At 42.2% G+C, this 13,977-nt stretch carries 10 protein-coding genes; 5 read left to right on the top strand and 5 right to left on the bottom strand.

The features are described from left to right. Positions 1–163 precede the first annotated feature (163 nt). Positions 164–2,251 carry a Piwi domain-containing protein gene (locus tag ACFFRD_RS10830; protein ID WP_392481455.1) on the top strand — a complete coding sequence of 696 codons (2,088 nt, stop codon included), beginning with the start codon at positions 164–166 and terminating at the stop codon, positions 2,249–2,251. A 104-nt stretch (positions 2,252–2,355) separates the two neighbouring features. On the opposite strand, the gene ACFFRD_RS10825 is transcribed toward ACFFRD_RS10830, so the two are convergent. After that, on the bottom strand, positions 2,356–3,000 hold the full coding sequence (locus ACFFRD_RS10825) for a pentapeptide repeat-containing protein (protein WP_392481454.1): 645 nt from the start codon (positions 2,998–3,000) through the stop codon (positions 2,356–2,358). 206 nt (positions 3,001–3,206) lie between these two features. Further along, positions 3,207–4,169, bottom strand: a complete 963-nt coding sequence (locus tag ACFFRD_RS10820; protein WP_179073085.1) for an orange carotenoid protein N-terminal domain-containing protein — start codon at positions 4,167–4,169, stop codon at positions 3,207–3,209. A gap of 744 nt (positions 4,170–4,913) precedes the next feature. Between ACFFRD_RS10820 and ACFFRD_RS10815 the strand changes: the two genes are divergently transcribed. Both ACFFRD_RS10815 and ACFFRD_RS10810 read left to right on the top strand, forming a co-directional pair. Next, positions 4,914–5,126: a high light inducible protein gene (locus tag ACFFRD_RS10815; RefSeq protein ID WP_392481453.1), complete on the top strand. Its 213-nt coding sequence runs from the start codon at positions 4,914–4,916 to the stop codon at positions 5,124–5,126. 64 nt (positions 5,127–5,190) lie between these two features. Then, the gene (locus ACFFRD_RS10810; protein WP_114081525.1) at positions 5,191–5,430 is read left to right on the top strand and encodes a hypothetical protein; all 240 of its coding nucleotides are present in this window, start codon (positions 5,191–5,193) and stop codon (positions 5,428–5,430) included. A gap of 857 nt (positions 5,431–6,287) precedes the next feature. Here the strand turns inward: ACFFRD_RS10810 and trpE are convergent. Together trpE and ACFFRD_RS10800 are read right to left on the bottom strand one after the other, a co-directional pair. After that, complete coding sequence (trpE, locus tag ACFFRD_RS10805; protein WP_392481452.1) at positions 6,288–7,814, bottom strand: anthranilate synthase component I; 1,527 nt, start codon at positions 7,812–7,814, stop codon at positions 6,288–6,290. Positions 7,815–7,967: 153 nt separating this feature from the next. Continuing rightward, positions 7,968–8,390 (bottom strand): photosystem I reaction center subunit II PsaD, encoded by a 423-nt coding sequence (locus ACFFRD_RS10800; protein WP_190934458.1) that lies wholly within the window; start codon positions 8,388–8,390, stop codon positions 7,968–7,970. Between the two features lie 188 nt (positions 8,391–8,578). Here ACFFRD_RS10800 and ACFFRD_RS10795 point away from each other — a divergent pair, with 188 nt between their 5' ends. Then, positions 8,579–8,815, top strand: a complete 237-nt coding sequence (locus tag ACFFRD_RS10795) for a hypothetical protein (protein WP_392481451.1) — start codon at positions 8,579–8,581, stop codon at positions 8,813–8,815. A 24-nt stretch (positions 8,816–8,839) separates the two neighbouring features. Here ACFFRD_RS10795 and ACFFRD_RS10790 read toward each other — a convergent pair whose 3' ends face one another. Beyond that, positions 8,840–10,849: a DICT sensory domain-containing protein gene (locus ACFFRD_RS10790; protein WP_392481450.1), complete on the bottom strand. Its 2,010-nt coding sequence runs from the start codon at positions 10,847–10,849 to the stop codon at positions 8,840–8,842. Between the two features lie 831 nt (positions 10,850–11,680). On the opposite strand from ACFFRD_RS10790, the gene ACFFRD_RS10785 reads away from it, so the two are divergent. Then, a complete protein-coding gene (locus ACFFRD_RS10785; protein ID WP_392481449.1) occupies positions 11,681–13,963 on the top strand; it encodes a glycogen debranching N-terminal domain-containing protein in 2,283 nt (760 codons plus the stop codon). The last annotated feature ends 14 nt before the right edge of the window (positions 13,964–13,977 follow it).

Raw genomic sequence — 13,977 nt, 5'->3', positions numbered from 1 at the left:
ACTCAATATTCCTCAAGCTAACTTAATCTGCTTTCGACTGACTCCGAGACTAGATACTGAAATAGGAAATCGCTTAAGTTGGCGGTTTAGTCAGAAATTTCCTGATATTATCTCCATTTTTGCAGATGGTAATTTCTGGGTTTTAGCTAAACCCGATCAAGCAATGCCAAGTTTAGATGAATGGCGAAAAGCTTTAACAGAAATTCAAGAGGAATTGAAAAAAGATATTGGCGATCGCTATTATTCAATCCAATGGGTAAGCCAACCACAGATATCTGCTGATATACTTTCTGAACTAGCTATAAGAATATTAAAAATTAGACGACCATTTTCATATTTTAGTATTCCATTTAACAAAGTTGAGGTTAGACGAGAAGCAAAATTTTGGGCAGAAGCAATTGAAATTAAAAATATTTCACACCCAGCTATTGCTATAACTGTTCGTAGTTCTTTTGTATTTAAAGGAAAATTGTCTGATTTTTACGAGAATCATCCTTATAGACAAAATCCAAGAGATTTATTAATTGGTTTAAATGTTCGAGATATTGAAAAGAATAGTTCAGCTATTATTGTAGATATTGAAGGAACTATTGGTGAGCGTGAAGAAGAATTACTCAACTACAAGCCTGGATCAACTAGTGAAATAGCTATTCGTGAAGCACCAAGAGATCAACCTGTTGTACTTGTGCAATTTGGTAAGAATAAAAAACGTTATCCTTATGCAATGGCCGCTCTTATTCCCTGTATCACAGAGGATACTGCCAAACGATTTGATGTAAATTATGGGGATTTACTCAAAGAAGCTAAGATTCCTTATCAAGAACGACAAAATAGTTTGGCTTCATACAAAAAAGAAGCTGCACTAGCTCTAAGTCTTTATGGATTTGTGTTATCCGAAAACTCTATTAACAGTAGAAAAGGCGGCAATTGTTCTGAATTATTCTTGCCACTAAAATTTAAGCTTGAAGATACTCAACTTCTATTTGGAAAGGATAAATCTGGTAAAAATTTTATAAGTAGGAGAGGAGATGTCCTTAAAGGACTATCACAAGGAGGCGTTTATCGTCGTCAAGCTCAATATGAAGATAAAGCAACACCGATTCGCATCACAGCTTTGAAGCTTTGCGATTTGAAGGTAGATCCTTTTATCAGAGAAGTTCAGGAACGTCTAAAACGCTATGGATTTGAAAGCATAATTGTTCATCGAGTTAGTGTATCAGTAAGTAGTTCAAGTGTGCCTGAAGATAGAGAAAAAGTTGAAGAAGCTGTTGATAAACTAATGGCAGTTCCTGAAGATAGAAAAAAATTTAAAGAAGCTATTAATGAATTAATGGCGATTCCTACTGACATTGTTTTGACATTTCTACCTCAGAGCGATCGTCAGGCTGATAATAGTGATGATGGTAGCTTTTATTCTTTTATTTCTTCACGCTTACTCCGGCGTGAAATTGCTAGTCAAGTAATTTATGAAGATACATTAAAAAATACCAGCAATTATGGGAATATCCTTCATCAGGTAATTCCAGGAATTCTTGCAAAGTTAGGAAACTTACCCTTTATTTTAGCTGAACCTTTAGAAATTGCTGATTATTTTATCGGCTTTGATGTTTCCAGAATGTCTAAAAAGAAAGGAATCGGAAGTAGAAATGTCTGTGCGAGTGTACGCCTCTATGACAAGCGAGGGGAGTTTATTCGTTACCGACTGGAAGATGCTTTAACTGAGGGTGAAACAATTGATAAACGAACACTAGAAAGATTTCTACCATCTGCTGAATTAAGACAAAAAACTGTACTAATTTACCGTGATGGACGTTTTTGTGGTGATGAAATAAAGAATTTAAGAGAAAGAGCAAAAGTTATTGGTTCAAAGTTTATTCTGGTAGAGTGTGTAAAATCTCAGATTCCACGACTATATAAATTTCAGCAGTCTGTAGTGACAGCACCAACTAAGGGATTAGCTCTTCGCTTATCGCCGTATGAAGTAATTTTAGTCACTACTGAGGTTAAGTCTGAGAAAATGGGTTTACCTTATCCTCTGCGTTTAAAGGTTATTCCTGATCCTGAACACGAACAGCAAGTATCAATTGAAAGTTTAATAGAAGCTACACTTAAATTGACATTGCTACATCACGGGGCGTTGAAAGAACCTCGCTTACCTGTCCCATTATACGGTTCTGATAAAATAGCTTATCGGCGCTTACAAGGAATTGCTCCAGGTACAGTCGAAGGCGATCGCCAGTTTTGGCTCTAGAACTAAATATTACAGGTATTTGGCGATCGCTCTTTCCCAAAATCCCAAATTAGAATTAAAAATTAAAAACTGGTTTTAAATTTTTAATTAGACGACAGCAACACTCAACCCGCTTCAATTAAGCTTCGTTCAGGTAGCGTGACTCCGTTAAATAAGCAGTGGTGTAGATTAACCCCAGTCAGGTCTACTTCGGTGAAATCAACGTCAATTAAATCCGTTTTACACAAAATAGCTTTGGTGAGACTGGCATGACTCAGGTCTGTGTTGCTCAACTTTGTGCCAGTCAGGTTTGCACCACTGAGATTTGCTCCAGCCAAGTTGACACCACTGAGGTTAGCATAGCTCAAGTCTGCTCCAGCTAAGTTTGCACTACTGAGGTCAGCATCATGCAAGTCTGCTAAACGCAGGTCTGCTTTTATAAGTGAAGCCTTATGCAAGTCCACCTTCCTAAGAGTTGCCCGAATCAGATTAGCAGTCTTGAGGTTTGCTAATATCAGATTTGCGCCACTTAGATCGGTTCTCCATAAGGTCGCCGCACTCAAATTTGCTTCAATTAAGTTTGCTCCGCGCAGGTTGGTCTGTGATAAAGTCGCGTTAGCCAAGTTAGATCGATTCAAGTTGATTCCAGCTAAACACACCTCGCTGAGGTTAACTAAGTGCAGGCTTACTTGAGTGAAATTTCTTTCTCCTGCACAATAGCGGTTGAGAAGTTCATTAGCATCCATACAGCCTGCCTTCCAAATTTTCATTTCTCACCTGAAAATTACAGTATCTAATCAATAATTTCTGAAAATATTTCTTATTAAGAGACTTTTAAAACTTCGCACCAAGATTAAAATTATTTAACAATCTTTTACAATATTGCCGATGAGACTGGTTGCTTTCCAATACTTAAGCGTGGTGAGGTGGCTTGCTCTTTCGCTCATCCACGCTTAAGCAGAGACTAATCTAGCTTTTACTTACGTACTAGGTTCAGCAGTTCTTTAGGAGAAGCAAGCAAGTCAATCGCTACGAAGAAAATTTTGCCTTGAGGATCGAGTAAAAATCGCCATGCAATATTCATTCCCACACTTGCGCCGAACCAAGGGGTTTGGACTTTGCCGGTGACTTTAACTTGGGTATAGCCATCTTCTACTGGCTCGGATATACCACGCTCTGGTATCATTTTTAATCCCTGGCATTCTTCACGCATATAAGCGCGGATTGCATCTTGACCAATAATCGGTCTTTCAAAGGGAGGTTGCAAACCACCTTCAGAGGTAAACAGAGCAACAGCAGCATCAAAGTCATTGGCATTCATGTTGTTGATATAGCCAAGCACTGTAGGGTTGTTGATACCCTCAATGGTGACTTTAGTTCGAAATGCTGGTGCTGTGGGTGGAGCAACAGGTTCTGTGACTTTTTTGTAACTACCGGGAGCGTTCGGGTCAAATCCCATGCTGACTACGGTATTGCGGAGAATTGTGATTTGTTGACCTGAATCAGCATTTCTGATTGCTTCTAACACATCAGCAGCCTTGGGAGAAAGCTTGTAGCCTTCTGGAATAGGAGCAACGATTCCCTGAGCCATCCATTCTCCTAACTGATACCAAAAGCCCAACTTGATGTTTACAGTGAAAGATGCATAAGAACGGCAGAGGGGAGTGTCAGCACGGTTAGCTAAATCATACATGACTCGTGTTTGAGCCTCGAAAGGCATCTGCTTAATTTGTTCAAGTAAGCCTTGTGCGAGTACCATGTTAGCTGCTCCAGGAGCGGCAACCGTAATACTTCTACCCATCTCGGTATAAGCAAACCAGAGTAATGCTAGTTGATCTTCAGCATTGAGTTGAGAGAATGATTCGACAACAGTTGGAACAACGTCAGCAACTAGCGTGCCGGGAAAAATACTTTGAGCCGACTTGATGGTAAAAGACATAGCAGATGTTCCCTAAAAAAATTACAGTTCTATCGGATGTGAAAATTAAATGTGCAAAGACAGAGGGGAAATGCGTTTAGCTGTTGATAAAGGTACTCAGCATTCTTTGTATAGGTGTAGCCCATCGTGGACATCGCTTTACCAAAGATATTGCGAGAGTAACTACATAGTTATTTAGAAAACTATGGTTAGTAGTGATTTAACGCATTTATCTTGCTTTTGTATCTTTATGTAAAGAAACATAACAATTCCGTTACAAATAAGCAATACTTCCTCAGCTATAAAATGATAATTTTTGTTTATGTAAATGATAAGTTTTACTGAAGTTACATTAAAGGCAATTAATGCTTTTGTGTGTATTCATTCACAAGAGCATAGGCGTAGCCCGTCGTAGATATCACACGTCTCTAGACTTATCAAAGTTATGCAAACAATCTTTTACCAAACCTATTGTGCTGTCGTACACATCTTTTATCTTTTGGCATGAATCCAAAAGACCCCAATACTGCTCGGTTAACCATTTTTAACTCGGCATTGGGTTTGGGGAAAAGGTTAAAGGGTAAAGGTTAAAGGTTTTTTCTTTCCCCTTTCCCCTTCCCCTTTTCCCCTTAACCGACAAGTATTGCAAAAGACCCGACCTGCTTAGTGCGGTTCTTACTACCTTTTTTATTGTGTCAAGTACTTGCAAAAAATATTTACAATAAGTTACATTCATTCACAGAAGACAACAATAAAAAGTAAAAGATGACAAATAAAGGCTTTACTATTAACGAACGCGGTCAACTCAACAGATTTGCGATTGAACCCAAAATTTATGTTGATGAAACCCCACGGACAGGCTTCACCGAATATGCCGAAAAACTCAATGGTCGTTTGGCAATGATTGGTTTTATCTCACTCATAGCGTTGGAAGTTTTCACCGGACAAGGTTTGATTAGCTCGCTAACTAGCTTTTAGAGAAGACACTTCAAATTTACGAATTTTCTCCAGTTGACAAATAAAACAATTTAGAGGCAAACTTATGAAAACTGATTTTGATTACCCCAGAAAAGATTTGATTGGAACAGTCGTTTTTAGACCTGATTTCAACAACTTTGAGACCATCAATGCAAATCAAGCGTGGTCATTGTTTTTTACTGGCGGTCAAGATGACAAGGGACTGGGACAAGAAATTGAATTCGGCAGATTTTTCACTAATCTCTTAATCGCTATTGGAGTAACTGGAATGATTTGGGCGATTTATTTCACTCAATTAGGATGAACAAATTTGTTCATTTTTTTAGTAACTTCAATGGAGGTCTTGGATTTGGATACCAAGACTTATTTTTGCTTTTCAATAAGTCTAAAAAAGTCTCTTTAGCTTTGGGAAAATTTCGATGTTGATTGGATTTATAAAGCTTCCTAATTTGTCACGGTATTGTGGATACATGGGCTTAGAAGTAGCAGAAATGGTTTCCAAACATCTTGCAGTTCAAAGCAAAACCTATGTAATTCAAAATAGAAAAATATTGATCAATCAACTGTTAAAGTCTGGTCTAGATTCTCATACAGCAAATCGAACTGTTACTGTGCTTATATCAAGTCCGGTTTTACAACTAACCAATAAAAACCAGTTGGCCATTAATTGCAAGCGATAGTAACTATAAAACCATTACTTGACATCCTCACCGCCGTGTTCGCCCTTGGCGTTCCCGAAGGGTACGCACGGGGAAGAAGGAGTAATGAGTAATAAGTAATAAGTAATGAGTAAATACCCATTTTTCAGCCACTCCTTACTCATTACTTTAAAGCCGTGCTGGAAACACGGGGTTTTAAACCCATTTTTCTGATAACGAATATAATTTTTATTTGAATTCATATTGTAGTATACTTGTATTACAATACGAGTTCTATTGCATTTCTTTCAGATGACTAAATAAGAATTTTAGTTACAGCGTATTTCAGGTAAATGAAGTACACGGGTAGGGGCAATTCATGAATTGCCCCTACGATTATCTGTACCTCACCAAGTTGCAATCTGCTGTATTCTTGAACACTTGAGCGGACTTTAATTATGAGCCGCAGAACTTCAATTACCTGTTAAAGCTAGGCAAACTTCCGTCACTACTAGTCTCTAGTTCAACGCAAACAACGAATTGCTTCTAATAAACCTCTAGCTTTATTCAACGTCTCTTCGTATTCTTTTTCTGGCTCAGAATCAGCCACTAAACCTGCGCCAGCTTGTACGCTAACCGTCTTGTCATGTACTACCATTGTGCGAATTGCGATCGCAGTATTTAATTGTCCTTCAAAATCGTAATATCCATACACACCAGAATAAACACCGCGCCGACTAGACTCTAACTCGTGAATAATTTCCATTGCGCGAATCTTGGGTGCGCCGCTTACCGTCCCAGCTGGGAAGGAAGCTTTCAATAAATCCCATGCTGTTTTATCGGGTGCTAATTTACCCACAACATTGCTGACAATGTGCATTACATGGGAGTAACGCTCAACTACCATTAATTCATCAACTTTGACGCTACCATTTTGACAAACACGCCCCAAATCATTCCGCCCTAAATCTACAAGCATCACGTGTTCGGCAACTTCCTTGGGATCTTCGAGTAAATCTTGAGCGAATGCTGCATCTTGTTGGGTAGTTTTACCGCGTGGACGTGTCCCCGCAATGGGGCGTACCGTTGCTATAACTCCCCCATCTGGAGCAGTTTCGGCTTTCACCATCACTTCAGGACTGGAACCGATGATTTGCCAATCTTGGAAGTTAAAGTAAGCCATGTAAGGCGAAGGATTTATCTGACGTAGGGAGCGGTAAAGGGCAAAGGGGTCGCCTGTGTATGGTGTTGATAGTCGCTGAGAAATTACTACTTGAAAGATATCGCCTGCTTTGATGTAGTTTTTGGCTTTTTGGACGCTAGCGCAAAAATCAGGACGGGTGAAATTACTGTTGTATTCATCTGTTTCGCCGCTCTGCTCTTCTGCTTTCCTACTTCCTGGTGGTTTCCATTCCAACCGAGTTTTTTCTGGGGATAGGGGGAGAGATAGCTTTTCGAGCATTTGGGTGACGCGATCGCACGCTTGTTGATAGGCTGCGTGTAAATCTACATTGGGGTCACGTAAATCAGCATAAGCGATCGCCCAAATTTTTCGCTTCACCTGGTCAAAAATCAACAGCTGGTCTACCTGCATCCACAAGCCATCAGGAATATTTCGCTCATCTGGCGGATAGATTGGCACGCGCGGCTCAATCCAGTTAATCAATTCATAGCCCCAAAACCCAAATAAACCGCCAATCCCTGGCGGTAGCTGTGGTAACTTGACTGGGTGATAAGGTGCTAAACATTCGGCTAAAGTTGCAAAAGGGTCGCCTGCAAAAACGACCTGCGAACCATCGCGGTTTAATTGGGTGGTGCGATCGCCCCTTGCTTCCAAAACCCAAAGCGGATCGCAGCCCACTAAACTATAGCGTCCTAGTTTTTCCCCACCTTCTATCGATTCCAACAAAAAGCTATAGGGCTGACCTGCACAAACTTTATACCAAGCAGATACGGGCGTATCTAAGTCCGCTACCCATTCTTGATATACCGGAACAAAGTTGCCTTGTAAAGCTAGCTGAGAAAATTCAGAGAAATCGGGGAATACCATAAATAGCTAAGAGGTTGGGCATGGGGGAGCATTGGGCATTGGGCATGGGGCATTGAAAAGACGCAGAGGCGCAGGGTGCAGAGGGCAAAGGAAAAAACTCTTCTCCCTTGCTCCCTGCTCCCTGCTTCATGCATCTTCCCCAGTCCCTAGTCCCTATGCGTCGTGGGTAGCTTTACCACTGAATTTGAGTTGTGATGGATTGGGGTTTTGCCCAATGCTGCGTGGGACATAACGCACTTTTTCACGACCTTCATTCACTTTTTCGGGGAAGACACCATCAGCTGGGTGCAGTAAAGTAGTTTCTCCGTTGGGTAAAATCCGGTAAACTTTGTAGTCTGTGATTTTGAGTTTACGAAGTTGCTGACCGCCCAAAGCGATGCCATATTCTTTCCGAGCTATATACAGCAGGTTTTCGCCTTTCCGCATAGTAGCAGCACCACCTGTAGGCAGTTCAAATACTTGCTCCTTCGGGCTAGTCCAAGTGATAGCGTACTTTTCTTCCACTTCTGCTTTCTTTAGCAAGCCACCAGTGCTGCCAGCAAATAGTGGGGTTTGTCCAGAGAGTGTTTCTGCCATAAAGATGATTCTCTCAACGTTTTTAGGGAATCCTAACACCGCAACAAGGATCATATTGCGATCGCGTTATAGACTGTAACAGTTTTTAGTCATTTGTCCTTTGTTCTTTGTCATTTGTTAAAAACCAATGCCCCATACTTCTCTACCCCGGATTTCTCACGCATAGTGGAGGCAGAGGGAAAAGAGGAGTGTGGGGAGTGTGGGAGGTGTGGGAAGTGTGGGAGGATGGGGAAGAAGTCTTACCCCCCACACTCCCCACACCTCCCACACCCCTTGGATTTCTCACAAGTGAGAAATCCAAGTCTACGAGAGGCTCCGCCCTAAGCGTAGCTATGCCGCAGGCTTTACGGCTTCTCTACGAGACGCTACGCGTTAGCGAAGCTTTCGCTTTAGCGATACGCTCAGTACAAGTGCCCAATGACTAATGACTAATGACAAAGGACTAATACCTATTTACTCTTGACTTTTGCCCGCTTTTCCTCGCGGCTATTCTGAACAATGGGGATGGTGAAGTGAAACTGGCTACCCTGGTCTTTGCCAGTTGACTCTGCCCAAATTTCTCCGCCCCAGCCATTCACAATTTGACGGCAAATTGCTAAACCAAGTCCTGTTCCGCCAGTGGTGCGGCGTAGCGCTCCCTCTTCTTGATAGAAGCGGTCAAAAACTACTTCTAAGCGATTTGGTTCAATACCGCGTCCAGTGTCAGCCACAGTCACCTCGACCATTTGATGGCTGTTGGAAATCGCTTTAATGGTGATTTCTCCTTGGGGTGGCGTAAATTTACAAGCGTTGTCCATGAGTTTTGCCAGTACCTCTACTAGCCAATCACCATCAGCCCTTACTAGAGGTAGATTTTCGGCAATTTGAGTTTTGACTTGCGGCGGCTTTTCCGTTGAAGAACGCGTGCGATTGCGGCTGAGTGCTAAATCCACACACTCTTGTAAAGTCAGGGATTCTGGATGCCATTGCACTCGCCCGCTTTCCAAGTTGGAAAGCGTGAGGAAATCTTGTACCAATTTTCGCATCCGTTCTGAGTCGGAAAGAGCCGTGTTGAGCATAATTTGCTGCAACTCCAAGGGCATATCCGGCTCACTAGCAAGACTTTCTAGACACACTTGAATGGTGGATAGGGGAGTACGCAGTTCGTGTCCAGTGATGGCTATAAGGTTGCTGCGGGTGCGGTCTAGGGCTTCTAGCTGCTGGTTCAGTTCTTCTAGGTTGGCATAGGCTTCCGCTTGAATCAGGGCTGCTCCGACTTGGGTAGCGATCGCTTCTACCAAATCCAACTCCCCAGGTTGGCACTCGTGCGGTGGCATTCCACAGTAATGCAACTCTACAATGCCCAACAACCGCCCCTGATAAAATACTGGTTCCATCAGCCAAGAACGAATGGCAAACTTTTTGGCAATTAAGGAAAGCCCTGGCGAATTGTTAACACGAGGGTCATTGAGCGTATCGCTAATACAAACACCTTCGCCTTGTTGCACGATGTCCTGAAATAGGGAATTTTTCTCTAATTCCCAAGTTTGCCCACGAACCGATAAGATACCGGGATTCAAAAACTCGTGTTCAATTATGGCTTGGTTATCTGTAGCTTGAGCGCGGTAAATTAGACAGCGACAAGCTTCTAGGTGTTGCCCTAATTCTTGTGCTGCCACTTGGAGAACTTCATGAGGGTCGAGCGATCGCCGAATAGCTGTGCTAATTGAGTTGACTAATCGTTCTTTTCGTGCTTGGGCAGCAATGGAACGGTAGGCTTTGTGCAATTTGTACTGACTAGCTTGCAAGTAAGTTACTAAGCGTTGCACAAAGGGATCTGTATCGATGTCACAAGCATATTCGTTGATCTGTTCTGCTCCAGAGTGGCTTCGCGGCTCTCCTATGCTAAACCTCTGACGTGCCTCGTTTATTTTACTTGCCAGTTCTGGTCTGTAAACTAAAATCCTGTCTAACAGCAATTCAGCTGCTTTGAGGCTAACTCCCCTTTCCGATGTCCAAACTCCTTCAAATCTTCGCGCTGTGTCTATATCCAGATTAGGGCTTAGTTCTGGTAGTTGCTTATTTTTGGCAATAGAACCAAGACTTTCCCGGCAAACCAGACAAGTTGCATAATTGTCAGCAATCACTACCAAATGCCACTCTTGACTTAAACCATCCGTTGGCTCAAAAGCGATCTTTTCGTAGTGTTCCGAACTATTGGCGAAATCCGTTTCTGGAGCAGCTAATACGTATATTTGGTTACTCCGCAAGGCAAGTCGCAGGTAGCGATGAGCTTCTTGGCGGTAGAATCGCTCTCGCTGGAAACTAGCAATTACAAGGGGTTGTGCTAAAGTCGCAGCCAAAACTTGATCTTCCATCGCATGGGAGAGCGCTGTTAGTGAAGCCTTAAAATATAGCTGGGGCCGCAAGTATGGTAGGAACTTTAGCAGATCACTCAGCACAGAAGTCGAAATGCTCATGAATTATTGTTAAACGCTCAACCTCGACAAGATCCACGTCACAGCTGCATTGTACAAATTCCAAGGCACTCTCAAGTTAAATAGAGAGTTGCAATATGTAAAGAACGCTAAAATGCACTTTTCGCCAAAGCAGGCGCAACATTTTGTTACCAAATTGTATTTATTGATTGACAACCTACTACGCCCAATATACATTCTTGACTAACTTTGAAATATGCTTGCACAGCTAAAATCTTTCATTACTAAGTACCAACCACATAATTTTTGTATTGTTTTAACCGTTAAATTCACTAATCTTTACTCAGCATTGATTGATAGTCCACGCCTTGGCGTAGCCCGTCATAATATTTACACTCACTAAATAGAATTTTCTTACCCAAAAACCATTACTGCTACATACCACATAATTTACTCAGTCAATGATTGATTAAAATTAATCAATCAATTGAATATCGGAAATTTGTCTAATCTAACGCCAAAGATATTTAAAACAAAATCGTATAATAGTTTAGTCAATAAATGCTAGCTTTACCCAGTAGAACTGGGAACTTCGCATTTTTGCTGAGTATACTATATATCTTGTATCTTGAGAAAGTTTGACAACTAAGCACTTATCTAAAAATTCTGAGTTTTCAGTCTTGAGTTTAGACTTATACAATACTTATATAGATTTGGACACTGCTACTTTGTCAACAGTACGTAAAAATTATTTTGGCTAGAATAGCTCAAACAAGTTTTACAAAGAGTCTTTTTTCTGCAAGTTGTGAGGGGTAAAGACCTCTACTCTGAATACCACAAACAATCTACGACCTGTACACGGAACTTTGGCTAATGACACCGGATACGCTAATGACCCCGGAAAAAATTTTCCTGGATGGAAAAACTTTTATTCCTGCTGAACAATTACCTATCCCGGAGTGGCCTTGTGTTGTGAGTGAAAGACCACAACCGACACTGACGGTTAAAGATGATGATTTATTTTTCGTTACAGATACTATCGGGAATATTTCTGGCTGTTCCCTCAGTGAGGGTAATCCCAGCATGGGGCTGTTTTGCTGTGATACGAGATTTCTCAATCGCTTAGAGTTGCAAATTGAAGGGCGATCGCCTGTACTTCTCAGTAGTACTGCCGAAAAAGGGTTCTCACTCTCAGTTTTGTGTACCAACCCCAGAATTGACGAACGCCTAAAAGCCGAAACTATCGGGATTCGGCGAGAAATAGTACTCAATGGCGCTCTATTTGAAGAAATAGAAGTATCTAACTACAGCACAACAACTGTCAATTTTGAACTAAGTATCAGCTTCGATGCAGATTTTGTTGATTTATTTGAAGTCCGGGGTTATGACAGAGAAAAACGCGGTAGGCTTTTACGTCTACTAGAACCCACGACTGGAGAAGGAATCGTCGATGGCGTTTCACCAGTACCTAAAGACCCATCAACTTTTAGGGAAGAATCCTTAACACTCGCCTATCAAGGTTTGGATGGTTCGGTGATGGAATCTCGGATTTTATTCCAGCATCGTCAACCAGACTCTTTCAAAGGCTACACTGCGGTTTGGCAGCTAGAGTTGGCTTCTCACGAAACCCAAAAGCTGGGTTATCGGGTGAATATGTTGAAAAACAACCAATCTAGTTCAACCGTAAGCGCCGCCATCACTTTAGGACAGGCGAAAGCTGCTGAGTTGATGGAGGAGCAACACTGGGTACAGCAAATTACTCGCATTAGCTCAGATAAAAGCACTTTCAATCGAGTGATTGAGCGGGCCGAGCAAGATATGTATTTGTTGCGCCAGTCTTTTGGAAAGCATAAGACAGTTTCGGCTGGAGTACCGTGGTTTTCTACACTATTTGGGCGGGATTCGCTGATTACAGCTTCCCAAACCCTGATGTTAAACTCGCAAATCGCCAAAGAAACCCTAATATTACTGGCGACATACCAAGGCAAAATCGACGACGAATGGCGCGAAGAAGAACCGGGTAAGATTTTGCACGAGTTACGTTTGGGAGAAATGGCTCGTTGTCAAGAAATTCCTCACACGCCATACTACGGTACAGTTGATGCGACTCCCCTATGGCTAATGCTGTATGCCGAACATTATGCTTGGACTCACGACCAAGAACTCCTAGAGTTACTTTGGCCAAATGCTTTAGCAGCAATGGACTGGATCGATCGCAATACCAAACAAACCAGTTACCTCAGCTACTACCGTAAATCTAAACGCGGTCTTGCTAACCAAGGTTGGAAAGACTCTGGTGACTGCATTGTCAACCATAAGGGAGAATTAGCTAACGGCCCAATTGCCCTTTGTGAGGTGCAAGCTTATGTCTATGCTGCAAAAATGCGCCTAGCAGAAATAGCGAAGATGAAAAAGCGCCTTGATTTGGCAGATCGTTGGCTAGAAGAGGCTAGAAGTCTCAAGCTTCGTTTTAATCGAGATTTTTGGGTAGAAGACCAGGATTTCTGCGCCTTGGCTTTGGATGGAGATGGTAAACCTGTAGACAGTATTACCTCAAACCCTGGTCATTGTCTGCATTTGGGTCTTTTCACCCACGAAAGAGCCTACAGTGTAGCAGAACGGTTGCGGGCACCAGATATGTTTAATGGTTGGGGCATTCGTACCCTGAGTAGTTTATCACCCGCTTACAATCCAATGGGTTATCACATTGGTTCGGTTTGGCCCCATGATAACGCTCTGATTGCAATGGGATTGCGATCGCTGGGTCTAATCGATCAAGCCTTAGAACTTTTCCAAGGTTTATTCGATATGACCAGTCAGCAGCCTTATGAACGTCCTCCAGAACTCTTCTGCGGCTACGAACGGAATGGTGATAATGCCCCTGTGCAGTATCCAGTTGCTTGCACTCCCCAAGCTTGGGCGACTGGTAGTATCTTCCAACTGCTGCAAATGATGGTCAACTTGGTGCCTGATGCTCAAAATAACTGCTTGCGAATAATCGACCCCGCTTTGCCAGAATCGATTAATCGCCTGTCATTTCACAATTTGCGAGTCGGCCCCACCATTCTCGATTTAGAATTCGAGCGTTCTGGTACTACGACTGCTTGCCGTGTTGCGAAAAAACGAGGCAATTTGAGGGTAGTTATCGAAGCATAGAGCGAGTAGGGAGT

The organism is Nostoc sp. C110, assembly GCF_043099725.1.
Classification (GTDB): Bacteria; Cyanobacteriota; Cyanobacteriia; order Cyanobacteriales; family Nostocaceae; genus Nostoc; species Nostoc muscorum_A.
The sequence above is the reverse complement of the archived record's forward strand: the minus strand, read 5'-3'. Positions and strand labels throughout refer to the sequence as shown.

Coding starts and splice junctions, on each gene's coding strand:
- ACFFRD_RS10830 (WP_392481455.1), top strand. CDS start 164: ATGCCAAGTTTAGATGAATGGCGAAAAGCTTTAACAGAAATTCAAGAG.
- ACFFRD_RS10815 (WP_392481453.1), top strand. CDS start 4,914: ATGACAAATAAAGGCTTTACTATTAACGAACGCGGTCAACTCAACAGA.
- ACFFRD_RS10810 (WP_114081525.1), top strand. CDS start 5,191: ATGAAAACTGATTTTGATTACCCCAGAAAAGATTTGATTGGAACAGTC.
- ACFFRD_RS10790 (WP_392481450.1), bottom strand. CDS start 10,849: ATGAGCATTTCGACTTCTGTGCTGAGTGATCTGCTAAAGTTCCTACCA.
- ACFFRD_RS10825 (WP_392481454.1), bottom strand. CDS start 3,000: ATGAAAATTTGGAAGGCAGGCTGTATGGATGCTAATGAACTTCTCAAC.
- ACFFRD_RS10820 (WP_179073085.1), bottom strand. CDS start 4,169: ATGTCTTTTACCATCAAGTCGGCTCAAAGTATTTTTCCCGGCACGCTA.
- ACFFRD_RS10800 (WP_190934458.1), bottom strand. CDS start 8,390: ATGGCAGAAACACTCTCTGGACAAACCCCACTATTTGCTGGCAGCACT.
- ACFFRD_RS10785 (WP_392481449.1), top strand. CDS start 11,681: ATGACACCGGATACGCTAATGACCCCGGAAAAAATTTTCCTGGATGGA.
- trpE (WP_392481452.1), bottom strand. CDS start 7,814: ATGGTATTCCCCGATTTCTCTGAATTTTCTCAGCTAGCTTTACAAGGC.